Source organism: Bdellovibrio sp. HCB274 (genome assembly GCF_047306075.1).
GTDB lineage: Bacteria > Bdellovibrionota > Bdellovibrionia > Bdellovibrionales > Bdellovibrionaceae > Bdellovibrio.
This window is the reverse complement of the sequence record NZ_CP178623.1, coordinates 3,366,354-3,388,019: the sequence shown is the minus strand read 5'-3', so window position 1 is coordinate 3,388,019 and position 21,666 is coordinate 3,366,354. Positions and strand designations below refer to the sequence as shown.

The 21,666-nt window shown below is 46.6% G+C and carries 22 protein-coding genes; 10 read left to right on the top strand and 12 right to left on the bottom strand.

All coding sequences use genetic code 11. The features are described 5' to 3' along the window. Positions 1-8 precede the first annotated feature (8 nt). Positions 9-821, top strand: coding sequence for a hypothetical protein (locus tag ACLWNV_RS16385; RefSeq protein WP_413585518.1), 813 nt, complete (start codon positions 9-11; stop codon positions 819-821). Positions 822-859: 38 nt separating this feature from the next. Here ACLWNV_RS16385 and ACLWNV_RS16380 read toward each other — a convergent pair whose 3' ends face one another. From ACLWNV_RS16380 to ACLWNV_RS16365, 4 genes are all read right to left on the bottom strand, one after another. Continuing rightward, positions 860-1,057, bottom strand: a complete 198-nt coding sequence (locus ACLWNV_RS16380) for a hypothetical protein (RefSeq protein WP_413585517.1) — start codon at positions 1,055-1,057, stop codon at positions 860-862. A gap of 1 nt (position 1,058) precedes the next feature. After that, positions 1,059-2,432: an HAD-IG family 5'-nucleotidase gene (locus ACLWNV_RS16375; protein WP_413585516.1), complete on the bottom strand. Its 1,374-nt coding sequence runs from the start codon at positions 2,430-2,432 to the stop codon at positions 1,059-1,061. A 3-nt stretch (positions 2,433-2,435) separates the two neighbouring features. Continuing rightward, complete coding sequence (locus tag ACLWNV_RS16370) at positions 2,436-2,801, bottom strand: rhodanese-like domain-containing protein (protein WP_413585515.1); 366 nt, start codon at positions 2,799-2,801, stop codon at positions 2,436-2,438. A 160-nt stretch (positions 2,802-2,961) separates the two neighbouring features. Then, positions 2,962-4,950: a M13 family metallopeptidase gene (locus tag ACLWNV_RS16365; protein ID WP_413585514.1), complete on the bottom strand. Its 1,989-nt coding sequence runs from the start codon at positions 4,948-4,950 to the stop codon at positions 2,962-2,964. 101 nt (positions 4,951-5,051) lie between these two features. Here ACLWNV_RS16365 and ACLWNV_RS16360 point away from each other — a divergent pair, with 101 nt between their 5' ends. After that, positions 5,052-6,293 (top strand): DEAD/DEAH box helicase, encoded by a 1,242-nt coding sequence (locus ACLWNV_RS16360; protein ID WP_413585513.1) that lies wholly within the window; start codon positions 5,052-5,054, stop codon positions 6,291-6,293. On the opposite strand, the gene ACLWNV_RS16355 is transcribed toward ACLWNV_RS16360, so the two are convergent. Further along, positions 6,290-6,415 carry a hypothetical protein gene (locus ACLWNV_RS16355; RefSeq protein ID WP_413585512.1) on the bottom strand — a complete coding sequence of 42 codons (126 nt, stop codon included), beginning with the start codon at positions 6,413-6,415 and terminating at the stop codon, positions 6,290-6,292. The two genes, ACLWNV_RS16360 and ACLWNV_RS16355, sit on opposite strands and share 4 nt — an antisense overlap. 139 nt (positions 6,416-6,554) lie before the next feature. On the opposite strand from ACLWNV_RS16355, the gene ribD reads away from it, so the two are divergent. Genes ribD through ACLWNV_RS16340 form a run of 3 tightly spaced genes read left to right on the top strand, consistent with a single transcriptional unit; the run spans position 6,555 to position 8,584 of the window. Then, positions 6,555-7,742, top strand: a complete 1,188-nt coding sequence (gene ribD, locus ACLWNV_RS16350; RefSeq protein ID WP_413585511.1) for a bifunctional diaminohydroxyphosphoribosylaminopyrimidine deaminase/5-amino-6-(5-phosphoribosylamino)uracil reductase RibD — start codon at positions 6,555-6,557, stop codon at positions 7,740-7,742. Further along, the gene (locus tag ACLWNV_RS16345) at positions 7,742-8,146 is read left to right on the top strand and encodes a PspC domain-containing protein (protein ID WP_413585510.1); all 405 of its coding nucleotides are present in this window, start codon (positions 7,742-7,744) and stop codon (positions 8,144-8,146) included. The genes ribD and ACLWNV_RS16345 overlap by 1 nt, the downstream gene beginning before the upstream one ends. Before the next feature lie 24 nt (positions 8,147-8,170). After that, the gene (locus ACLWNV_RS16340) at positions 8,171-8,584 is read left to right on the top strand and encodes a hypothetical protein (RefSeq protein WP_413585509.1); all 414 of its coding nucleotides are present in this window, start codon (positions 8,171-8,173) and stop codon (positions 8,582-8,584) included. 94 nt (positions 8,585-8,678) lie between these two features. Here ACLWNV_RS16340 and ACLWNV_RS16335 read toward each other — a convergent pair whose 3' ends face one another. The 3 genes from ACLWNV_RS16335 to rfaD are packed head-to-tail and all read right to left on the bottom strand — an operon-like array spanning position 8,679 to position 12,187. Next, a complete protein-coding gene (locus ACLWNV_RS16335) occupies positions 8,679-9,464 on the bottom strand; it encodes an RNA methyltransferase (protein ID WP_413585508.1) in 786 nt (261 codons plus the stop codon). After that, positions 9,465-11,207 (bottom strand): aromatic amino acid hydroxylase, encoded by a 1,743-nt coding sequence (locus ACLWNV_RS16330; protein ID WP_413585507.1) that lies wholly within the window; start codon positions 11,205-11,207, stop codon positions 9,465-9,467. An 11-nt stretch (positions 11,208-11,218) separates the two neighbouring features. Next, complete coding sequence (gene rfaD / locus ACLWNV_RS16325; protein WP_413585506.1) at positions 11,219-12,187, bottom strand: ADP-glyceromanno-heptose 6-epimerase; 969 nt, start codon at positions 12,185-12,187, stop codon at positions 11,219-11,221. Positions 12,188-12,426: 239 nt separating this feature from the next. Here rfaD and ACLWNV_RS16320 point away from each other — a divergent pair, with 239 nt between their 5' ends. From ACLWNV_RS16320 to ACLWNV_RS16310, 3 genes are read left to right on the top strand one after another with little or no spacing between them, the layout of a single operon-like run. After that, positions 12,427-13,923 (top strand): S41 family peptidase, encoded by a 1,497-nt coding sequence (locus ACLWNV_RS16320; RefSeq protein ID WP_413585505.1) that lies wholly within the window; start codon positions 12,427-12,429, stop codon positions 13,921-13,923. Next, a complete protein-coding gene (locus ACLWNV_RS16315; protein ID WP_413585504.1) occupies positions 13,923-14,567 on the top strand; it encodes an alpha/beta hydrolase in 645 nt (214 codons plus the stop codon). The genes ACLWNV_RS16320 and ACLWNV_RS16315 overlap by 1 nt, the downstream gene beginning before the upstream one ends. Positions 14,568-14,600: 33 nt before the next feature. Then, positions 14,601-15,023 carry a hypothetical protein gene (locus ACLWNV_RS16310; protein ID WP_413585503.1) on the top strand — a complete coding sequence of 141 codons (423 nt, stop codon included), beginning with the start codon at positions 14,601-14,603 and terminating at the stop codon, positions 15,021-15,023. Positions 15,024-15,075: 52 nt separating this feature from the next. Here ACLWNV_RS16310 and ACLWNV_RS16305 read toward each other — a convergent pair whose 3' ends face one another. The 3 genes from ACLWNV_RS16305 to ACLWNV_RS16295 form a co-directional block, all read right to left on the bottom strand. After that, on the bottom strand, positions 15,076-15,600 hold the full coding sequence (locus tag ACLWNV_RS16305; RefSeq protein ID WP_413585502.1) for a hypothetical protein: 525 nt from the start codon (positions 15,598-15,600) through the stop codon (positions 15,076-15,078). 2 nt (positions 15,601-15,602) lie between these two features. Then, complete coding sequence (locus ACLWNV_RS16300) at positions 15,603-17,456, bottom strand: hypothetical protein (RefSeq protein WP_413585501.1); 1,854 nt, start codon at positions 17,454-17,456, stop codon at positions 15,603-15,605. A 166-nt stretch (positions 17,457-17,622) separates the two neighbouring features. After that, positions 17,623-18,792, bottom strand: coding sequence for a hypothetical protein (locus ACLWNV_RS16295; RefSeq protein WP_413585500.1), 1,170 nt, complete (start codon positions 18,790-18,792; stop codon positions 17,623-17,625). 87 nt (positions 18,793-18,879) lie between these two features. On the opposite strand from ACLWNV_RS16295, the gene ACLWNV_RS16290 reads away from it, so the two are divergent. Continuing rightward, positions 18,880-19,647, top strand: a complete 768-nt coding sequence (locus ACLWNV_RS16290; RefSeq protein WP_413585499.1) for an exodeoxyribonuclease III — start codon at positions 18,880-18,882, stop codon at positions 19,645-19,647. Positions 19,648-19,659: 12 nt separating this feature from the next. Beyond that, complete coding sequence (locus ACLWNV_RS16285) at positions 19,660-20,262, top strand: FxsA family protein (RefSeq protein ID WP_413585498.1); 603 nt, start codon at positions 19,660-19,662, stop codon at positions 20,260-20,262. A 51-nt stretch (positions 20,263-20,313) separates the two neighbouring features. On the opposite strand, the gene ACLWNV_RS16280 is transcribed toward ACLWNV_RS16285, so the two are convergent. After that, entirely contained in the window at positions 20,314-21,663 is a 1,350-nt protein-coding gene (locus ACLWNV_RS16280; RefSeq protein ID WP_413585497.1) for a penicillin-binding transpeptidase domain-containing protein, read from the bottom strand. Positions 21,664-21,666 lie beyond the last annotated feature (3 nt).

Below are 21,666 nucleotides of genomic sequence, written 5' to 3'. Positions count from 1 at the left end.
AGCTTAAAATGAAGAAAATGGTTCTGCCCGTTATTGGTGCCCTGTTTTGCTTACAATTTGTGGCTGGATGTATAGATTCTAGTCAAAAGGGGACCCCGATTCGCGTGGGTACCGGCCGCAGCCACAACGAGATGGCTAAGAAGGCTAAATTGGAAGCCCGCGAATCTTCTATTCCCAAAAAAGCTTTCGATTTCCGCGACGACGATGCTTACCGCATCTTTGTAGACCCTATTGTGGCGAACGTCTCCGCGCAGGAGAAGAACGGCCTGGGTCTTACCAACCTTATTAAGACCCGTGTCTGGCAAACCATGTCCCTGCATAACAAACAGGTTCCCCATGAATTCTATTTCACCCTTCGTTCCGATAAGCTTGATATCGCCTGGATGTCGCCTTCCAAAGTATGGATTAATACCACTGCCTATGAATCTTATCTGACGGAGGATCGTGCGAAAATCCTGCTGACACTGATGATGACAACCTTGCGCCTTGAAACCAAAGGTTTGTTAAAAGGTTTCGAATCCGACACCGGAGAAGACGAAACAGAAGAGATCGTTCGCGAAATGGAAGGTTCTGAAGTTTCCGCGATCGCCAACCCGCGCAGACCGCTTCCTAAGAACGTGTGTAAAAATCCGGAACTGGCTAACCTTCCAGAGTGCGTGGCAATCAAGGCTGACAACGTGGAAGCCAGACGTAAGAAAATGCTGACAGAGGAAGATGTGAAGAACATCAAATCCTCGGTGGAGTACCTGATGCAGTCAGGACGAAACTCGAAGCTTAGCGAAATCAAAGCCAAACTTAAGGCACTGACAATCATCGATTAAATAAAAAAACCGGGTCCTAAAACCCGGTTTTTTGTTTTTTACTGATGAGAACTGTTTGGTTCAGAAGGCGGCGGAGGTGGCGGCAAATTCCCAGGGAATGCCGGAACCGGAGCTCCGCAGGCAGCAGCGTCAACCGCAGACTTCGTCTCGCAGCGTACAGAGCGTTTGCCAAGGTTAAAAGCCACAACGGCTACGATCACCAATCCTAAAATCCAAATTGCGTTTGTCTTATTCATGTTAGTAAATCTCATGGGCTAAAGGTCTGCGTGGAGCACGGAAGTAAGTTCTTGGAGACAACTCCGTTAAATCCGCCAATTTTTCCATATAAACACAAGCATAGCGATCCAACTGGTAAGCGAAGTAGCTTTCCTCGTTGCCGGCTCTCATCAATTGTCCCCAGTTCGCATTGTATAGCGCCTGTTGCTTTTTGATGTGGGAGCTGATCTGTGCATCGATCTCAGAAATGCTCTTTTGCAAAGTTTCGATTTGTGACTCGTTCAGATCCGCAGCTTTTTCAATCTTGCGGGTCATGATGTCAGTCAATTCGTCTTCCAAAGGCTCTTTCTTGCGCATCAAAGTTTCAATCTCGGTGTTGATCGGCTCGGCCTTTTTGTTGTTATCAACTTCAGTGTCCAGCTCCTCGATCACCATTGCCGTTCTCCAGTTACAGTCCTTTTTCAAACGAAGGATGTCGCCGTAGATATGGTCACCGATATAAAGGATATCATCACCGTTCAAATCAAGGTCCGCTGTAAACTTCTTGGCATTACCACCCTGGTAAATACCCGGAGTCAGTTTGCCTTCCATGTTGGTCATGGAGCCATCAGCAGGATTTACTCGCAGGTATTTTTGATTTTCGTAGAAGAACTTTGGCTTGGAAGCGAAAGTGATCACGAACTCAAACAAATCAGCCCAGGATTTATATTCCTTAAGGAACGGTTGCACCGCATAGTCCAGCAACAACTTCGTGTAGTGGTAATCAGAGTTCGTCAAAACGAAAATCTTTTTACCGTGACGACGGAATTTTTCAAGTCCCGCAACCAATCCCGGATCCTTGATGATGTAATGATCCAGATTCTTTTTAACTTCGTCTTTCAAAGAACCGTCACGGTGAGCTTCATCCAAAGCATCCAAAACGTCGTCAGCAATCTGAACGTACTCTGGATATTTGTTAGTCGTGTCGGTGTCTTTCAATTCCACGATCTGGCCGATCAGGTTCGCCAAAGAGATGGAGAACGAAGTATCGACGGCCAAATAGTCCGTGTTCGAAAGATCGATGTAAGTCGATTTATAAAGTTTTTGATGAGTTTTGAAATCTAACGGTTTCAAACCATGGTAGCTCGCACGGATAGCCGTGTAGCGGTTTAGTTTCAAAAGATTTCCCATCTTACGATCGATCACAAGTCCGCGGATCGCGAAGTTATAATCAAACGTCAGCTTGCGCAAAGTTTCCGGGTAACCGCGTTTGACCAGTTTATCGATCATCGTGGTGTGAGAAAGTCTTTCAAAGTTTTCGGAGTTATAACGGACCAGCGTGTGGTCCATGTCGACACCGATATAGCGAATCTTTTTAAGATTCAAAGTTCTGTTAACAAATACTTTTCCTGGCATATCTTATCTTTCAACAGGCAGTTGCAATTCATTCCAATGAATCATTCCGCCCAGCATATTAAAAACGTGTGTGAATCCATTCATCTTTGCAAAAGCAGTGGCGCGAGCCGAACGGGCTCCGCTGCGACAGATGAACACTATAGTTTGGTCTTTCGGAAGGTCTTCCAAATGATCGGGTAGAGTATCAAGCACCAATAACTCTGCGCCCGGAACATGGCCCAACTCGCCCGTGTATTCGTCGGGTTGACGAACATCGATCATCTTGATGACCGACATATTTTGATGAAGTTCAGCGGGAGCAATGTCATGAACATCGTCAAAATTGGGATTGTTGGTTTTTGATGTGAAATCGTAAATCTTCACTGTCATTGTGTAAGCCCTCCTGGAGCCGTTCCCCTCTGGCAAAACCAGAGAGCCAAGACTCTTACAATACCAGTCAGAGGGGATACCTTCAAGAGATGCCCCCTGACATATGAGGAAATTTGGGATTTTCCTCGACAAGGGGCGTAGGAATCAGGGGCCTAAGGGCTTACCAGATTTTAACTCGTTCAGACTCAGGTAGAGTCATTTTATCGCCTGGTTTGCATTGGAAAGCCTCTGCAAAGGCTGGCTGCTGTTTCACCTGCTCATTAATGCGCGCAATCCCTGAGGAGTGCGGATCTGTTTTAAGCAAAAGTTTCGCATAATCAGGGCGAATTACCGTACACCAAACCCGACCGTATCCGACAAAGAACTTCTGTTTGTCCTCGATGCTGCCTTTGCCGTTCGGGAATGCGGCATTGTATGCGAATGTCAGACCGACAAGGTCCGCAACGTTTTCTCCCAAAGTCAGTTTGCCGTCATGGCCGATTTTATTGAATTGCTCTACCAAGCGGGAGCCGCGTTGAGTGAAATCAGCCAAATCTTTTTCACTCATCCAGGGTTTCAAGGCACCCTTGTCATCGTACTTGGAACCCTGATCGTCGATCCCGTGACCCAGTTCGTGTCCAATCACGGCACCCACTGCGCCCAGATTCTCGATTTGGCTGCCGTCTTTATCATAAAACGGGTACTGCAAAATACCGATCGGTAAAACGAATTTGTTATCCGGTGGGCTGTAGTAAGCATTTACCGTCAATGGACCCATTTCCCAAGCGTCACGATTTGCTGGTTCCTTCATTTCGTGAAGCATTTTTGAATACTGAGCCTCGCCCATAAGGCGTTCATTCACCATCATATCGGTTTTGCTGTAATGACGGATTGGCAGGAAATCCCATTCTTTGTCATTGTGGGGTTTAACCAGTTGTAAACGCGCTGTTTTGATCTTTTTGATCGCAGCTTTGCGTGCGCTGCTGGAAAGCCATTTGTTATCCTCAAGACCTTCCAAAATGCTGGCGCGAATTTTATCAGCCAGGGCTTGAACTTTGGATTCATCAAAGTTCGGGAATACCTGATCAATCAAGGCCGCATCCAGTTCCTTATCGAAGTTGCTCATGACTTCTTCTGTACAGCGTTCCTGGCGGTCGGCACGTTTTTCCGGTCCACCGAAGTGTTTTTGGTTAAAGGCAAAACGCTGGGCATAGAATTTTGGATAAGCATCATCCATGATCGGGTAAATGTTTTGTTTTAAAGCCAGGTCTTTCCAGACAGACAATGGACGCTTGGGAAGCTCGGCATTCATGAAATCAGTGCCTTCATAGAATGGATTGAATACCAAGGCAGTTTTCGGAGCTTTTTTGAAAAGCATTTCCAGTTTCAAATTTGGATATTTTTTAGTGGTCTCGTCCTGTGTGCTGATATGTCTTTCGCTGAAACGCTGGCGGCGCACTGCTGGCGATGGATAAATTTTTGCGTAGTCCTTTTCCAGTTCAACAATGGCTTTGGCGCGCGCTTCAGCTTTGCCGTCTTTGCCTTTAGGATCGATGTTTTTAAAGAATGCCGTCAAAAGTTTTTGGTAATCAGCCACAACTTCAGGTTGGTCATAATATTTCTGATCGGGAAGACCCATCAGGTTTCCAAACATCACGATATTGAACTTGCTGGAATCGTCGGGATCGTTATTGGCCCACACCCGGCCCAGACTTGCTACCATCCCTTTGGTTTGTTCCTGATTCAGGTAAGTAACCAATGCATCGACAGAGTCGATATCCTGCATCGCTTTGATCTCGCGTTTTGCCATGCTTTTTTCTGAACTCGTGCGGGCCTTTTTATCCATACACGACATGTAAAAGTCACGAAGCTGTTCCGTGCGCTCGTTCAGGTTTTTCGCTGTCGGAAGATCGGCCATGTACTTCTTTTTGATATTCAAAAGTCGTTCGGCGGAATCATTAAAAGCAAATGTGTGGGAGCTGCGATCCGGGCGAAGTTGAAAGGACGCTTTCACCTCGTCACAAACATAGGCTTCAAAATTTTCACAGGCGTTTACAGTTTTACTAAGGGGAAATTCACGTTTTTCCGGAATTTCAGAAGAGGGTTTTGCCGCGAATGAAACCTGAGTCGTTAGACTCGCTGCGATCAAGAACATAACTGAGCGATTCATAAGATTCCTTTCAAATAAATGCTCAAATATTTCATGACCCTTTGCTGTGAAAGGCAACACAATCTTGCTATTGGCCATACCTAGGGGCATGATTCCCCTTTATGACAAAAATCCCTGTGGAACTTTCACCCGAACAAGCAGACGCTCTGGAGCTATTACGCTCGGGAGAAAACGTTTTTTTGACGGGTGGGGCGGGAAGCGGAAAAAGTTTTCTGATTCGTCAGTTCATGCGCGAACTGGATCCTAAAGCCATGCCGATTCTGGCAAGCACCGGTGCCGCAGCTGTTTTGTTGGGCGGAAGAACATTTCATAGTTTCTTTGGTCTGGGAATTATGGAAGGCGGAGCGGACGCCACTTACCAGCGCGCTTCCAAAGACACAAAGTTGATGGCAAGACTGCGTAAAGTTGAAGGCGTTATCATTGATGAGATTTCAATGATTCCTGGACAGGCCTTGATGATCGCTGAGGCCTTGTCACAGAAGGCGCGCGAATCTTCTCTTCCCTGGGGCGGAATGCGCATCATTGCTGTTGGTGATTTTGCCCAGCTGCCTCCCGTCACACATAGTGGTCCCCGTGACTGGTGTTTTTTAAATCCTGTGTGGCATCAAACGGGTTTTCAGTCCGTGATGCTGTCTCATAATCAACGGGTTTCCGATAATTTGTTTTTGGATGTTCTAAGTGATGTTCGCCACGGCCTGGTCACTGAACGTGTTCGTGATTTTTTAAATGAACATTTACGCGAACATGATCATGACGATCCAGGCACGCGACTTTTTCCACGCAAAGCAGATGCCGAAGATTTTAATCAGAAAAAACTGGAGGAGCTTCACGAAGAGGAAGTCACCATTGATTCGATTTATCTTGGCTCCGAAAAGCACGTGGATATTCTTACGAAGTCTGCTCCCGTGCCGGTAAAGCTGGTACTTAAACTGGGCTGCCGTGTGATGTTTTTGCAGAATGATCCGCAAAAGCGCTGGGTGAACGGCACGCGTGGTGTGGTCACAGATATTGCGGCAGATGAAATCACAGTTAAGAAGGACGGCGGCCGCGAAGTCACGGTTGATAAAGTTTCATTCGCTTTACAGGATGCTGAAGGTAATGTGATGGCGCAGGTGATTCAGTTTCCACTGACCTTGGCTTACGCCACGACCATTCATAAAAGTCAGGGAGCAACACTTGATGATTTATGGTGTAACTTAAGCCGCTTGTGGGAGCCCGGTCATGCGTACGTGGCATTGTCGCGCTTAAAAACTTCAAAGGGTTTGCATTTGATTGGCTGGAATCCACGATCGATTATTGTGGATCCCAAGGTGCTGGAATTTTATAAGAAGCTTGAGGCCTAGAAAATCCACATCAGGTCGCGAAGCAGACCGATGCCAAATAGGATAGCCAGGGCGTTGAATGCCATCAGGAAATAGTACCAAGTGGGATCTTTTTTTCTAGAATTACCGGACATGTATTTCATCCCCTAAATCTAAGTAATAATCGGTTAATATTTATAAATTCTTTCGGGTTTATTTGTTAAAAGTTGGTAAAACCTCGGAGTTGAATTCGTCTCATTTTGAGAATAAGCTGGAGCCCGATTTTACGAGGGAGAGAGCCCTATGGAACAGATTAGCAGCCTTAACATTCCGGTTAGGGGTACACCCATGACAGTGGATGCAGCCATGGCTTTGGCAATCAACGAAGCTTATAAGGGTGGCCCTCGTGTCAGTCCTAATCCATTAGTGGGATGTGTGGTTTTGGATTCCCAGGGCGGATTTGTTTCAGCAGGTCACCATGAATTTTACGGTGGCCCCCACGCCGAAGTGAATGCGGTTAAGAATCTTTCTGCAGAAGATTTAAAAGGCGCCCACGTTATCGTGACTCTTGAGCCGTGTGCTCACGAAGGTAAAACACCTTCATGCGCCAAGATGCTGGCAAAGCTTCCTCTGAAGCGATTGACGTTTGGTTTGATTGATCCAAATCCGTTGGTGGCAGGTCAGGGAGCTGAAATTCTGCGCCAGGCAGGTATCGAAGCTGATTTGTATCAGGCCGATGATTTGAAGCGCGATCAGGAAATGCGCATCAGACTTGAAGAAGTCTGCGAAGCATTCTTGTGGAACTTCAGACAGAAAAAAGTCTTCGTCGCTTTGAAAATGGCAAGCTCCCTGGATGGACAGGTCGCTTTGAAATCCGGCGAAAGCCAGTGGATCACTGGCGCTGAATCCCGCGAGTACGTTCACTATCTGCGTGCTTGTTATGATGGTCTTTTAGTGGGTAAAGGGACGATTGAATTCGACAACCCGTCGCTAAATATTCGTCATCCGCAGATTGAAAAGAAAAACAAAGTCGTGGTGATCGATGGAGAGGGTGACTTGATTGGCAGGTACACCGATTTAAAGCTTTCGAATGAACACGATGCCGACAATGTTTTCTGGTGTGTTGCTGAAGATCTGAAGGAAGACGTTCTTAAGAAAACCAAAAAACTTTCTAAAACTCCGCAGTTGGTTTTTGTAAAAACCAAGGTCGGCGGCAATTTGGATTTGGAAGATTTGCTGGCGCAACTTTACACCCTGGGATTCAGATCCATGTTGGTCGAAGGCGGGGCGCTGACTGCCAGCAGTTTTGTTGAAGTGGGTTTGGTAAATCGCCTTTACATGTTTCAAGCGCCGATCATCATGGGCTCGGCCGGATCGAAATCCTGGACGGAAACGATTCGCATCGAAGAGATGAAGAACAAGATTTTCATTCAGCATCCGACTTATAAAACCTTTGGAAATGACTTTATGATCACGGGGAGAATTCAATAATGGATACAATGTCGGCCGGAATTCCGAATTTGAAATATCGTTGGGTCAGAGCCTCTGATGGGGCCTTAGGTGGAGTTTGCAAAGGACTCGCCCAGGCTTTTGAGATTGAAACCTGGATGCTTCGCATTATATGGCTGATCGCTGTACTTTGGTTTGGGTGCGGGGTCCTTCTATATTTCACGCTATGGTATGCGCTGCCTCGCGTCGACAGACTGGACCATGCTCTAGATGGAAAGGTCCTAGGCGTCTGTGCTAGAATAGCCAAGAGATACGCGCTCGAGGTGGGAGTGGTCAGAACCACAGCCCTTCTCTTTTTGTACGTCACTTTCGGAGCTGCGATCTTGGTTTATGGGCTTTGCTACTTCCTTATCCCGGAAGCCCCTAAATCCGAAAAGTCGCCCTAAGGGCGCAGGAGTAATTTTTGATATATGGGTGATGACAGTAATAGGTCGATCGTAAATTCTTTAAAAAATGAGTGGGCTTTATTTTGGGAAGCCTTCCAAGGTGACGAAGAAGTCACAGATGAAACCAAAAACGCATTTGAAGCTGGAAAATTAGATGTATTAAGCCTTAGCCAGGTTCGTGAAATCACGAAAGCGCTGATCGAGGATCGCAAGAGAATCAATCAAAAGCTTGAAACCCTGAATAAGGAAATCGATCTGAACTCGGTGAAGCTGGACAGCCTTCGCCTGGTCGGAGCCGAAGAAAACGAAACCATGAATCGTATCCACGAACTAAACGACATGGGCCAGGGCATGGCAATCGCCCTGCAAAAACTGGATGAACAACTTCGCGCCGTTCGCGACAAAGAAGTCGAAATCCAGGAAGAAGAATCCCTATAAGGTGCCAGGTCCTGTTTACGGATGCAGTGAATTAAAAACTAAAAAGCCCGCCGATGAAGCGGGCTTTTTTTATTGGTGCGATGTTCAGCTGCGATTATCTTTCGCGATTTTTAAATTCTTTCCATTCGCGAATTTTGCGAGTGGCTTGTTGTAAAACCGTTTCTAAAATAACCAGCTCTTTTTTAGTCGGAGTGTTTTGCAAAAGCATGCGACGAAGAACAGTGAAGGCGTTGATTTTACGCTGTTTGGTTAAATCAAAACCCATTTCCTCGATAAAGGTTTTTAAAGTTTGCTCGGGATCGATGCCTTGAATTCCCTGAGGAGCGCGACGTTTTTTGCCGCCATCCAATTTCGTGCGGTCGCCACCCCATGCTTTACGCAGGGAGAACATCCCTAGCAAAGTTGCCTGCGCCAGATTCAAGCTCCAGTTTGCGCCAAACGTTGGCAGGCACGCGCAGAAGTTAGCGTACTCAAGGTCCTCGCCCGCCAAGCCCCAGTCCTCGGGACCAAAGATCAAGTGAACCGTATAAGGCTCATCGGATTCGTGTTGGAATTGTGGGGAGTTTTCTTTGATATCAGATAAGACGTCATCAATATCGCGAACCTGGCGGCCTTTGCCATCGCGAGCGGTGAAAGCAATTTTGATGCTTTCTGGTTCGTTCGCCATGAACTCATCCCAGGATTTATAAGTCGTGCGATTTTGCAGACCGTTTTGACCTGTGGCTGCTGCCTGTTGGGCCTCGTAAGTCAGTTCGCACTTGGGATCAATCATCACCAGTTTTTCGCAACCCATGTTGCTCATCGCGCGGGAAGTGGCACCAACATTTCGCTCATAGATCGTGCGCACTAATACAATGCGCACTTCAAAGGGACGTTTCATTTACAGATTTCCTGATAAAGCAATTCCGTCTTGGATAAGATTTTTTGTGTGTTCATCTTTGTCAGCCAGAGCCTGAAGATCCTTTTCAAGTTTAGGCAGCAAAGGGGAGTTGCTTACACGGGCCTTTACCAGTTCCAAGGCTTCCAAACGCAACAACCAATCCTGTGGGAACTCCTTATCATGGTTTGCCAAAAGATCGGACAAAGATTTTTCCAGGTCAGCACCCTGGATATTCTTTTCACGCAGGTCTCTTAAGCGGCCATATTGAGAGTGGAGTTTTAATTCCTCGGGCTTGTAATTCGCAACCGGAACGCGTTTTGCGACGAAGTCTTCGGTTTCACCGTAAGCTTCGCGGTCGGCAGCTCCGCCAAAGACGGAACTGACAGATGCGCCCAAGGCCATATCGTAAACGCCCCAGGAAGGATCAAACAGGATACGTCCCTGGTATTCGGCTTTGGCATCCGTCAGCGAAAGAATAACGGACTTACCATTAAGCACTGTCATGGTTTTAACTGTGCCCGTGACAATCACGCCGGATACAAACTCAAGCCGAGCCTGGCGGCCCAATTCCACGCCAATGTCAGCCCACTCGCTGCGAGTCAGGTCAGACGGGTCTTTTTGTGGATAAGCTTTCAGATAACCCACCGGAGTTCCAAAGCCGTGCAAGTGATAGGATTTATCGTGACCTTCGATTTGCTTGTCCTGGAAGGACAGCTGCGAGGGACCCTGCAAGCGGATGTAAGCCACCTGACGATTTGCATCTGTGATCGCTTCAATGATCTGACCTGAAATTTGAATCCCGCTGGAAAGTTCTGCGGTATTCACGGATTGCGCTTGGATCGCTTTGTTCAATCCCGCAAGCCCACCCAGACGATAAGCCATTTGGTCGGCCATATCATTCAAGACTTTTACCAGAGTTTTAAAATCCGGTGTCACAAACAATTGCGGTTGCGGCTCGGTGATATCGTAGCTTTGCTTGATGCATTCGACAGTCAGTGGAATTTTTCTGACTTTCTGACTTAGGCACCATTTTGATTCACCAACACTGGAAAGCAATCCCGCACCAAAGATTTTTGGATTATCCAGGTTTCCGATAAGACCGTACTCTGCCGTCCACCAGTTCATGCGGCCCAGTTCGGCAGCTTCTGAAATGTGGCTGATATTTTTACTGACAGTTTCAAGCTTCATTTCTGCAGCTTTGATATCCGCAGCTGTAGCGCCTGGCATTTCTTTTAGGTCAGACAACTCGCGAATCGCTTCATACATCTCAAGATCTTCGCGGCTTAGAATTGCTTTCTTGGCCACTTGAGCATACTGACGAAGGTAATCCGCAAATTCCGGTTGAATAAGAATCGGCGCATGTCCCGCAGCTTCGTGAACGATATCCGGGGCCGGAGTATACAGAAGATGATCAATGCTTCGCATGTCGGAAGCGATCGGTAAAACTCCCAATGATTGAAGTTCCATAAACGCCGCCGGTGGAATGAATCCGCTAACAGGCAGGGCTCTCCAGCCAAATTCTTTGAGTTTGCTGCTGATCTCTTCAATGCGTGGAATGCGCTCGACAGAAATTCCTGTCTTGCCCAATCCTTCCACGTAACTTTCGTGCGCGTGCTTGGAAAGGAATGATCGCAACTGGCGCAAAACATAGCGCCAGACGGATTGATCTATCGGAGTGTACTTTTCATAGTTCTGCTCAACGACGTATTTTCTAAGATGTGGGGGTAAAAAGTCCGTCTCCATAACATGTGCCTTTATAACAATGGGTCTTCTTTGCTGAGATAATTCTTAACGTAATCGTCGACGGCTTTTTCCAGCGGCCATTTCGGTGCGCTCATGCCGGCTTGATTCCATTTATCCGTTTTCGCTTCAGTGTAGTACTGATACTGACCGCGGATATTTTCAGGCATCTCGATCCAGTTGATTTTCATATCTTTGCCCATGGCTGTAAAGGTGGCCTTTGCCAAATCCAACCAGGTACGAGGTTTACCGAAGCCCATGTTGTAAATACCGTTGGTCGGTTTTTTCTCCATCAGCTCGGCCATCCAGCCAGTCACATCTTTTACGTAAACAAAGTCGCGCATGAATTCGCCGTCTTTGTATTCAGGATTTGCAGATTTGAACAATCCCAATGTGCCAGTGGTTTTGATTTGGTTGTAGGCCTTGAAAACGATACTCGCCATGCCTTCTTTTTCGTATTCGTTCGGTCCAAATACGTTAAAGAATTTCAAGCCGTACCAGTGCGGAGGCGTTTTCGTTTGCTTTAATGCCCAACGGTCAAACAAGACCTTGGATTCACCATAAAGATTCAGCGGTCTTAGGGTTTCAGGATCCGTCGTGTCGTCAAAACCCAACTCGCCAGCACCATAAGTCGCAGCACTGGAAGCGTAGATCATGTTTTTATTATTTTCCGTGCACCAGTTGAAAATGCGTTGCGTGTAGTTGGTGTTGTTTTCCCAAAGGAAGTCTTTGTTGGTTTCAGTGGTTGAAGAGCAAGCACCCATGTGGATGATCCACGTTACTTTGGACTTGGCTTCAGCGGTTTCCAGGAAGGACCATAGGTCGTCTTTTGGAAGAAATTTGGAATAGGTTCTTTTACGCAAAAGATTGCGTTTTTTAAGATCGACCGTGTCCACCGCGATGATGTCAGAGAACCCTTTTTCGTTGAGTTGCCATACCATCACGCTGCCAATAAAACCGTTTGCGCCTGTTACAATAATCATAGTGTTTTCACCCTATTACAGCCCTTCGGGATACACAAGAAAAAGCCCTTGTGGAAGCTCTGTTCAAACCTGCAATTACTTCAAAAAACAGCCCCTAAAATGCAACCAATTGCAGATGGGCAGGCACGGTCATTGCTTTTACGGTGACCATTGGTGGACCTGTCGGGAGGCATGGGGTGTTATTTAGTACGCGACGATTTTTCTTAGCATCATTGAGCGTAGCTGTCCTTGGGGGCAGTTTGTACTGGTCACGCCACCAGCAGCAGGTTTCCGTGGCTCCCGCGAAATCAGTGGATAGCTATTGGGCAGACACTGGTTTGCAGGCCGAGTCCCTGGAAGACCTTCTGGGGCCAGAAACTTGTGCTAGCTCCGAGCGTTACTTTTTGGCTTGTGCCAATGCCATCGTATCCGTCGCAAACCGTTATAATTTAACTATCGAAACTGATGGCACTCTTCACTCTGTGTCAGAAGGTTTGTCCCAGGATTTTTCATCAGAGAAAAAACAGATCCTAATTTGGAAACAGTTCTTTACTGAGCGTAATGCAGAAGCCACGCGGTTTTCGTTTATGAATGTGTGGAAGAATCTGAAAGAGAACCACATTTCCGCTGACCAAAATTCATTGATGGTGGGCGTAGGATTAAACGGTTTTATCTCTGTCTTCCGTGATCCCCATACGTACCTGATGCCGGTGGCAATGTTTAAAGAAGTCGTTTCCCGCGCTGACAATCGTTTGACGACAGCCGGGGTACAAGTGGGCCGTGCTGACGGGGAGTATGTGATTCGTAAAGTTCTGGTGGGCAGCGCTGCTGACATCGCCGGACTAAAACGTGGTGACGTGATTCTGAAAATCGACGGCAAACCTGTGCAGTCCTTATTGCAGGCTCGTGTTAACGAATTGCTTAAAGGCAGTGAAGGCAGCAAAGTCACTATCCTGGTTTCCCGCGGTGAGCAAAAGATCCGTAAAAAATTGAAACGCACAGAGCTTGTGGTGGCAACTTTAACCACGCAGGTAATCGACGGTCTTAAGCCTATCGCTGTGATCGGGTTGAATAAGTTCGCCCGTGGCTCCTGCGATAAAATGAAAGAGGCTTTGGAGACAGTGAACAAAGCCCAGGTGCGTGGGTTGCTGTTTGATCTGCGTGATAATCCAGGTGGACAAATGGAAGAGGCGGCGTGTGTTGCCAGCTTGTTTGTCGGTGGGAATAAGAAAATCTTCGATATTCGTTATCTGGATGCTTCCAAAAAATCTGAAGAGTATTTTGGCGGTGAACCTAAGATCTTTGATAAGCCAGTAGCGGTTCTTATTAATGCCGGTTCTGCAAGTGCTGCTGAAATCGTAGCGGGTGCCTTGCGTGACTTGAACCGTGCGGTTCTGGTCGGCGAAAGAACGTTCGGTAAAGGTTCGTTCCAAGAGGGCGAATACTGGACACAGAATAAGAAAATTGCGTTGTTTGAAACCAAAGGATTTTACTATCTGCCGTCAGGGCGTTCGCCCCAGATGAAAGGTCTGGAGCCTGACGTTGCCGTCAAGTTCGATCATATCTCGATGGACCGCGAGGCAGATCAGTTCGTGAATCCGCTTTTGGCGCCCGAGCGCCAGGTGCGCTCTTTGAGAAGTTTAATTTCCAGCAAGGACTGCCTGGACATGGAAGATGTGACGGCGAACGAAGATGTTCAGCTTAGCAAAGCCCGTCAGATTTTATTCTGTTCAAAAGCCATTGCTGGAGCGAACTAATGATCACTACTGAACTGTTTAAGCACAAATTCATCCCATCCAAGAAAAAATCAGACTATCTGATGATCGTTTTGCACGGCCGTGGCGATAGCATTCGTCCCTTCCGCGCATTTGACAGCGAGTTGAACATTCCGGAGATGAATTACCTTCTGTTGAATGCTCCACGCAAGTTTATGACGGGTTACACTTGGTACGGAGAACCACCATTCCAGGCCAATGGTGTTTTGAAAATCCGCGAAAAGCTTTTCAGCCTATTGAATGATCTGGAACAGCAGGGCTGGAAAAGTGAGAACATTTTTTTCTTTGGATTTTCCCAAGGCTGCCTGATCAGCGCAGACGTGGGATTGAACTATCCAAAACAATTGGGTGGAGTGGTTGGTATCAGTGGATACTTTAACTTCTATCCGCGCTGGAAAAACAATCTGGCAGATGATTCCAGAAAGACGCCATGGTTGTTCACTCACGGCCATGCCGATGACGTCTTGCCACTGCCTGAAACAAAATACGGCGTGGATAAGCTGAAATCCGCAGGCTTAAAAGTGGAGTGGATTGAAATGGATAAAAAACACACCTTGGAAGAGGAAGAGTACCCAATGATTCGTAAATGGGTGCGCAATCAACTTTCAACTTTGGCAAAAAATTAGATTTAAATAACTTAATAAAGATCGGAAATTAAAATGAAGACAATGTTAACGGCCGTTTTGGTTCTAATGGCAGGCGTGGCAAACGCCGGGACAAAAGTTTCCCCGCGTATTCAGTGTTCGGGAATAGCAACAATTGAAGGTTCTTTTTCCACTAAAAAAGTTCCTGTTTCTTTCGACTTTAACGTCAGCGACGAGATTGATGCCGACCTTCACATTGCTCAGGTTGATGGCAAATTCTATGGTCACCAGGAAGGACTTTCCTGGTGTGAAAAAGCATCTGGTAATTCCATCATCTGTATCGGCAATGGCTATGGTAACGGACCAGAGTTGAAAGTAAAAATTGATCTTTCAACAGGTAAAGCTTCCGGCACTTACTTTAATCCATGGGCTTCGCACGGTATTGAAGTGCCGAACGAATATAATACTTATCAGTTCACGAATCTGATCTGCAGATAAGCAGAACAGGATTTAGGAATAAAAAAAGGGCCCCGCGAGGGCCCTTTTTCATTTACGGCATTTGTTCCAAGCCGGAATTCAAACCTTTGAAAACTTCGCTTAATGCGTTTTCGTAAGCGGCGCCAATATCAGCACCCACTTTGCGGCCGAAGGATTTAAACTCCATGCAGCTGTTTGCGCTGGCATTGGCTTTACCTTTTTTTGGAATATCCAGGCTGCCATTTAAAAGAACGCAACCTTCATGGAATTCCGCCGTCTTGTAATCCTGAATAGTCAAAGTCAGTTGGTTTGGAGCGCCAGATTTCAATGCGATATTTTGACGACCCAAAGCCAAAGTCAAAACACGAGTCAACTCAGCGCTGATCTCGGCAGAATGATTTTTAAATTCTGGCGCGCGGTTGTCTACGATGTTCACAGACATTTCACGGGGATTCAGTTTATCCATTGCTGGAATAACGATTTTGCTGGATTCAAGACGAGGGGAGTCCTTGATAGTACCCTTGCTGACGCAACCGGAAACAATAAACAGACCCGCTGCCAGGGCAACCAATGTACTTACGGAAACTTTTGATGTCATAACTAGATGCTTTCTTTGTTCTCTTCTACAAGGCTGAGAAGTTTTGCGTAAAGATCCATTTTGACCGCTGCCGTTTTTTCTTTATCTTTATAGAAACGGCTGACCGGACTTTCTGGAACTCCACTGTTTTCAAAAACCAGACGATCGATGATTCTTTGAATCTGAATCATGGACAATCCGCGCTTCTTCTCATTGATAATCGCATCCACCATTTCAATCAAGGCATTTCCAGTGATGCGTTTGTCTGAATTTAATACTTCTGCCCGGTCGCAAAGTCCTTTAAGGATCTGTTCCGGTTTGCTTTTGCCCGCAGCTGCCGTGATCAGATCACGATAAGCGTCTTGGAAAGCGGCAATATGGCGGCGATGCTTTTCGCTTAGTCGGGCATCGCGGGTTTTGGCAAAACTTGAAAGAACCTGTTTAAAGAATTCATTCTCAAGCATGTAGCGTTTTTCAAATGGCAAAGGACTCTTTGCAAGTATATGCGGCAATTCACGCATGATCGTACGCATGTTGAAAAGGGCCGCGTGATTTACGCCGTCCGCCACTTTCTCGGTTGTTCCACTGATTTTCGCGCGCTCAAAGAAGGTAAATTCTTTGTCAAAATTTTCGAAAAGTCCTTTGCGTGCAAAAATATTTTCACGTTGTGACTCATTGAAACCCATTCGGTACAGAATGCGATTGGCGCGAGCTGCATCAAAATGACTGTTGAATTTTTCAACCACCGGATGATTTGTAAAAGTGCGTAAAGATTTTTTGGAACCTGTTTGCAGATAATCCGTTAACTGCGCAAAAACCTGAACGATCAATTTTGCTTTGGCTTTTTGTTCATTCAGATTGGTCGAGAATCTTTCAACGTCGTCATAGCGATACTTGTCGTGGCGGATTCCGAACTGGCGAACACTGCCGTAGTCGATGATACCAGCGTCAGCTAGAACGTTATCGCCGTCCCAGTCCAGCCACGCAAAGATATAGTCCGTGTCCAGTTGGGCTGCAAAGCCAGCAAAGGATTTGCAAACTTGCTCTAACATTTCATCGTACTTGGCGTTGCCGCGGCCTTTGATGTTCCAGACTTTGTTGGAAACCTGACGTTCAATCAAATAGTCAGTAGCGGCTTTTAGTTCCTGAATGCGTTCTTGTTTTAAGTAAAGGAATAAGTGGGCAGGACGAATCAGGTTCGGAGCGGCTCTTACTCCGATTCCATATCCTTTACCCAAATCCACGATACATAAAACGCGTTCGGTGTTGATGCCTTGCAAATGCATGATTTCGGCCAGGATGGATGCACCAAAAAGTTCATCGATCTCCGCCAGACCGCAACCGTAGCCAAACTCAGTGCCACCGGTTTTTAAAGGTCGTTGTGCTTGGACTGCACCAGGTGACAAACGGGTCACACCAGTGCCACGGCTGGAAACATCCCAAGTCATTCCACGGTGATAAACCGTTCCGTTCCAGATGCCGCGACCATCACCAGAAGTTTTTCCCTGCTTGTTGGCGTGTTGCAGCTGCAGGTAACGAGTGGCCATGTATTTGTGGGGACGGATTGTTGAAGGATCGATGCGGCGATTGGAAAGCTCGTCATATTCGTTAATGATTTGAATAGAGAAGGTTTCGATCAGTTTGTCTTCCAGCTCGTCAGTCATCGTTTCCGGATGATCTGCTGGAATTAATCCCATTTCTTTAGCGAGAATAAAATTGAAGTAAGCGATTTTGCCGGTATTTAACTGGCGAACTCGATAAGCGATAAAGCCATCTTGGACGGCTTCCATCCAGGGATGCACACCATTGAGTTGATCGAAGGAGGAATAGAAGCTTTCCTGTGCTAACTTTTTAGCGCCATTGTGTTTTACCGTCATCTACTTCCACACTCCTAGTAGAAAATGAGATACACTTAAATTGCTGCCATTCTGGCTGTACTTTAATATTAAGCCTTAAAAAGAGTAAAAGTCCTACTGGACTAGACAGAAAAGTCCCCAGACCAAAACCAAAGTTGAGTTTATTTGAATTGAAGAGTGCGTTGTCTTATTTGAAGACAGCCGCAGCGAAGCCACCATACGGCGTTCTAAGGTTTGTCACTTGTCCTTGATAGATCCGCGCAACGACTAATTGCAGGCGTCCCTGATAGGCATAGCAGCGTAAATCATACTTAAATTTCTGCTCTCCCTCTGGAGTTTGCAAGAGTACTTCCGGTGCGGGAATGTATTCCATGGCGATGATGTCAGAGTTTAACAAGGTATCGAAAGTTTTGCGGCTGACGGATTGTCCTTTGTAGCTTTGCTTTGAGCCATAGGCATTCTTGGGCTTAAAGAACAAGTTCTTACGCTGGCTCCATACTTCCTCGGTGTTTGCAGTCCCCATATCATAGGATGCCGGCACCGCTTTTCGCAGAGTTTGAATTTCCGTTTCACTTAAGCCGTGGGATTCAAAGAAGCCAGGTTGGCTCCACTCGATCAGGCGTTGCTTGTCGGCAAGCAAAAGATATTCGTAGGGATTTGGTGACAGACAAACATCGCCACTGACAAATTTATTTTTCAAAACCTGACTGGAGTCCTCAGACAAAAAGAAATCCGTGTAGCGATTGTAGATGAACTGCGGATCAAAGGATTTGAACAGGTCACGATAATCGACAATGCGTGAATCCCAACCAAACGATTTGAAAAGTTCATTGTAAACCAGGAACTCCGCAAAAAGTCGTTGCTCCGAAGGCGCTTCATCTGTGATCGCGACCTTCAATGGCCCCGGTGTCGATGTTTTTCCCTGTAAAGTCAGCTCGGTCAAAATATCACGGCGAACTTCATCCCAGGAAAAATCCGGCACTGGCAAAGGCAGTTCCAGAGTTTTGTACATCTCATGACCCAAGGCCAGGAAGGAAGCGTTGGTATTCACTTCGATCAGCTTCAGCTGTTGATTTTCATCCAGATGGAAATCATAGCTCATCATGATGGATTTGTTGCCCGGGTCCTTGAAGCCTTTTAAAGCTGCAAGCTCCAGGTAATGCTGCTGGTAGGACTTCTTTTCACGTAAGTTAAAAAATGACGAAATGATTTGCTGCGCCTGCGGTAAAACGGCCTGCGGCAATTCAATTTGGAAGGGAGAGAGCAAATTATCAGCAATCAAATTATCCAGAGGCTCATTATTTAAGCCTGGGAAGGATTTTTTAAGTTGCGCGATGAATTTGTCCTTTAAGCTCACCTTGACTCCTGCTAGAAAACTACTGATCGACGCCAGTCAGTGCCTGTACATTGATAGCTCTTTACGAATGAAAGACAAGGAGAAACTGTGAAAATCATTTCTTGGAATGTAAACGGAATCAGAGCCTGCCATAAAAAGGGCTTGGTGGATTTCGTAAAGAGTGAAAATCCAGATATCTTCTGTGTTCAGGAAACCAAAGCTCATATCGACCAGGTGGAGCTGGAGGCGCGTCACTTGCACCGTCCTCATTCGTATTGGTCTTCGGCAGTTAAAAAAGGGTACTCAGGGGTTGCAACTTTCCTGTTGAATGAGCCAGCCTCTGTTAAGCACGGTATTGGCATTGAAGCCTATGACTCCGAGGGGCGCATTGTGATGACCGAGCACCCGCACTTTGATTTGTACAATATCTATTTTCCAAATGGTGGCTCCGGCGACGAACGTCACGGCTTCAAGCAGCAGTTCCTGAAAGACCTGAACACACATTTGAAGGAAAAGCTGGCAACCGGCAGACAGATCGTTGTGGTCGGCGATTACAATGTGGCTCATGATGATATCGACGTTTTTGATCCGATTCGCCTTAGCAAAGTCAGTGGCTTCTTTCCAGAAGAGCGCGCCTGGTTTGATTCGTTTTTGGATTTGGGGTTCATTGATACTTTCCGTTATTTCAAGCCCAACGAAGCGAATCGTTATTCATGGTGGTCCTATCAGGAATTGGCGCGTCCCAAGAACAATGGCTGGAGAATTGATTATATTTGTATCTCAAAAGGTCTGGAGAAAAATCTGGCATCCGCAGATATCCTGGATCAAGTTGAAGGCTCCGATCACTGCCCAGTGGTTGCGACTCTGGAATTTTAAAAAGGACGATGTATGTTCGTGATTCCATTACCGTGGGTGATTGCAGAAATTGTTATTTTCTTCACCTCTGTGAGATTTTTTGGATTTTTTAATTCGATCTTGTTTTACTTTGTACCGTGCCTTCTGGGGTTCTTTATCGTGAACACCGTGGGGCGCATGGCGATGATGACTTTGCAGTCGACAGTGGCCCGTGGGCAGTTACCAGCGTCGAAACTTTTGCATTCAGGTGCGATTTTTATTTCCGGCCTGTGTTTCCTGGTGCCAACCTTCTTTACCCGATTAATCGGGTTGGTGCTGTTGTTGCCGGGCCTTCGTCATCTGGCAGTGTGGAGATTTAAACTTTACATGGCTAAAAAGATGGCCAGCGGTTCAGCGCGCGTATTCAACTTTGGCGCAGGCCCTTTTGGCTTTGGTGGCTTCGGAGGTATGGGCGGCGGGGGCGGCCCTCAAGCCGGTGGCCCTGGCGGCTTTAAATACTACGAATTCCGCAACGACGGCAGCGGCTTCAGGGATATGAACGAAGATGCCCCCCAAGAGCGGGAACTTACTGACGTAGAAGTGCTGGATGTCACTCCGCTGGAAATTACCCACGAAGAAAAGAAGAAAGACGAATAAAAAAAGGCTGGATGATTCCAGCCTTTTTTTATTTTTATCTTTATGTAGAGTTTAGTTTTCTACGGAAGTGATGCTGCGTTTTGCGTTTTGTGCGGCGATCACTGGGGCGAAGTATTTTCTAAACATGCTTTGACCCAAGTGCGCGGACTTTACTGTCCAGAATTTTTTGTTCACGGTGATCGCAGCAACTGCGATCTTTCTGTTTTCTTCAAGCGCGTAACCCACGAACCAGTCCACGCGGCCTTTTGGGTTGTCGCCAGTCAAGTGACCCGTCTTGCCACCCATTTCGATCTCTTTGTATTTGCGATCTTTAGTGATGGGGCGGAAGGAGCGACGGGAAGTTCCCGCAAGAACCGTTTGCTCCATCAGTTCACGAACTTTAACGGCTGACTCTTTGGTCATCGTCATGCCTTTTTCCATCGTGTGGCCCTGATAAACTGTTTTGCCTTCTTTGTCCTGCATCGAGTTTACGATGTAAGGAACAACGACTTTACCGTCGTTTGCAACGGATGCAGCGATCATCGCGCCTTGAACCGGACTCATGCGATTAAGCTTGTTGTAACCAGAAGCCGCCTCAGCCATTTCAAAGCCCTTGCCTGGAGGAATGTAGGCAACACCCATATCCACCGGGAAGTCAGCAGCGATCTCTTGATTGAACATGAAGCGATTAGAGTATTCATTCAAGTCTTCAGGGTGAAGGTTCTCGATACTCAAACGACCGAATGCTGTATTGATGGAGCGCGCAAAAGCGTCTCTCAGGGAAATCACGTTCGTCCAACGAGTCACGCGATCAGATAGAACATTCTTTTTATAAAGAGTGTAAGCGCCACCGTTGTAGTGGATCTTGTGTTCAGGCTCGATGCCAGCCTTATCCACAGCGGCTGTCGCTGTCACCACTTTGAAAACTGAAGCGGCTGGGAACGTTGCCTGAAGATTCAGATTGTTTCCTGTTGGGTTGTCGCGTTGAAAGCTCGACATCGCCAAAACCTCTCCTGTCGTGGCATCGATCATAAAGATCGCGCCGTAGTCAGGCTTGTAGGCTTTCAAAAGGCGATCTGCCTCTTGTTGCAGGGAAGTATCGATCGTGTAGTTGACCGCAAACTGTTCGTCGTCGCCATCCCAGTTCAGGTGCAACTTCGAAGGCAATTCGTTGTTTTTGATTTTCTCGTTCAGTGCTTGTGCAATCTGCGCGCGCTGTTCGATTTGGGATTGAAGTTGTTTTTCTGCTTTTGCTTCAGGTGTGGCAGAGGCTGTGAAGCCCATAAGAGAATAGAGTGCCACTCCGCAAACGCTTGAAAATACGAATAGTTTTAACAAGTTAGGTTTTCTATTAGATCGCATATCTTTTAATCGTAGCATCAGTTTTTCGTCAGTTTCAAGGCCATTCTCAGAAGAAGTCACGGG

Coding starts and splice junctions, on each gene's coding strand:
- ACLWNV_RS16340 (WP_413585509.1), top strand. CDS start 8,171: ATGGGTGATGACAGTAATAGGTCGATCGTAAATTCTTTAAAAAATGAG.
- ACLWNV_RS16365 (WP_413585514.1), bottom strand. CDS start 4,950: ATGAATCGCTCAGTTATGTTCTTGATCGCAGCGAGTCTAACGACTCAG.
- ribD (WP_413585511.1), top strand. CDS start 6,555: ATGGAACAGATTAGCAGCCTTAACATTCCGGTTAGGGGTACACCCATG.
- ACLWNV_RS16305 (WP_413585502.1), bottom strand. CDS start 15,600: ATGACATCAAAAGTTTCCGTAAGTACATTGGTTGCCCTGGCAGCGGGT.
- ACLWNV_RS16375 (WP_413585516.1), bottom strand. CDS start 2,432: ATGCCAGGAAAAGTATTTGTTAACAGAACTTTGAATCTTAAAAAGATT.
- ACLWNV_RS16335 (WP_413585508.1), bottom strand. CDS start 9,464: ATGAAACGTCCCTTTGAAGTGCGCATTGTATTAGTGCGCACGATCTAT.
- ACLWNV_RS16370 (WP_413585515.1), bottom strand. CDS start 2,801: ATGACAGTGAAGATTTACGATTTCACATCAAAAACCAACAATCCCAAT.
- ACLWNV_RS16285 (WP_413585498.1), top strand. CDS start 19,660: ATGTTCGTGATTCCATTACCGTGGGTGATTGCAGAAATTGTTATTTTC.
- rfaD (WP_413585506.1), bottom strand. CDS start 12,187: ATGATTATTGTAACAGGCGCAAACGGTTTTATTGGCAGCGTGATGGTA.
- ACLWNV_RS16345 (WP_413585510.1), top strand. CDS start 7,742: ATGGATACAATGTCGGCCGGAATTCCGAATTTGAAATATCGTTGGGTC.
- ACLWNV_RS16300 (WP_413585501.1), bottom strand. CDS start 17,456: ATGACGGTAAAACACAATGGCGCTAAAAAGTTAGCACAGGAAAGCTTC.
- ACLWNV_RS16380 (WP_413585517.1), bottom strand. CDS start 1,057: ATGAATAAGACAAACGCAATTTGGATTTTAGGATTGGTGATCGTAGCC.
- ACLWNV_RS16315 (WP_413585504.1), top strand. CDS start 13,923: ATGATCACTACTGAACTGTTTAAGCACAAATTCATCCCATCCAAGAAA.
- ACLWNV_RS16355 (WP_413585512.1), bottom strand. CDS start 6,415: ATGAAATACATGTCCGGTAATTCTAGAAAAAAAGATCCCACTTGGTAC.
- ACLWNV_RS16310 (WP_413585503.1), top strand. CDS start 14,601: ATGAAGACAATGTTAACGGCCGTTTTGGTTCTAATGGCAGGCGTGGCA.
- ACLWNV_RS16385 (WP_413585518.1), top strand. CDS start 9: ATGAAGAAAATGGTTCTGCCCGTTATTGGTGCCCTGTTTTGCTTACAA.
- ACLWNV_RS16360 (WP_413585513.1), top strand. CDS start 5,052: ATGACAAAAATCCCTGTGGAACTTTCACCCGAACAAGCAGACGCTCTG.
- ACLWNV_RS16330 (WP_413585507.1), bottom strand. CDS start 11,207: ATGGAGACGGACTTTTTACCCCCACATCTTAGAAAATACGTCGTTGAG.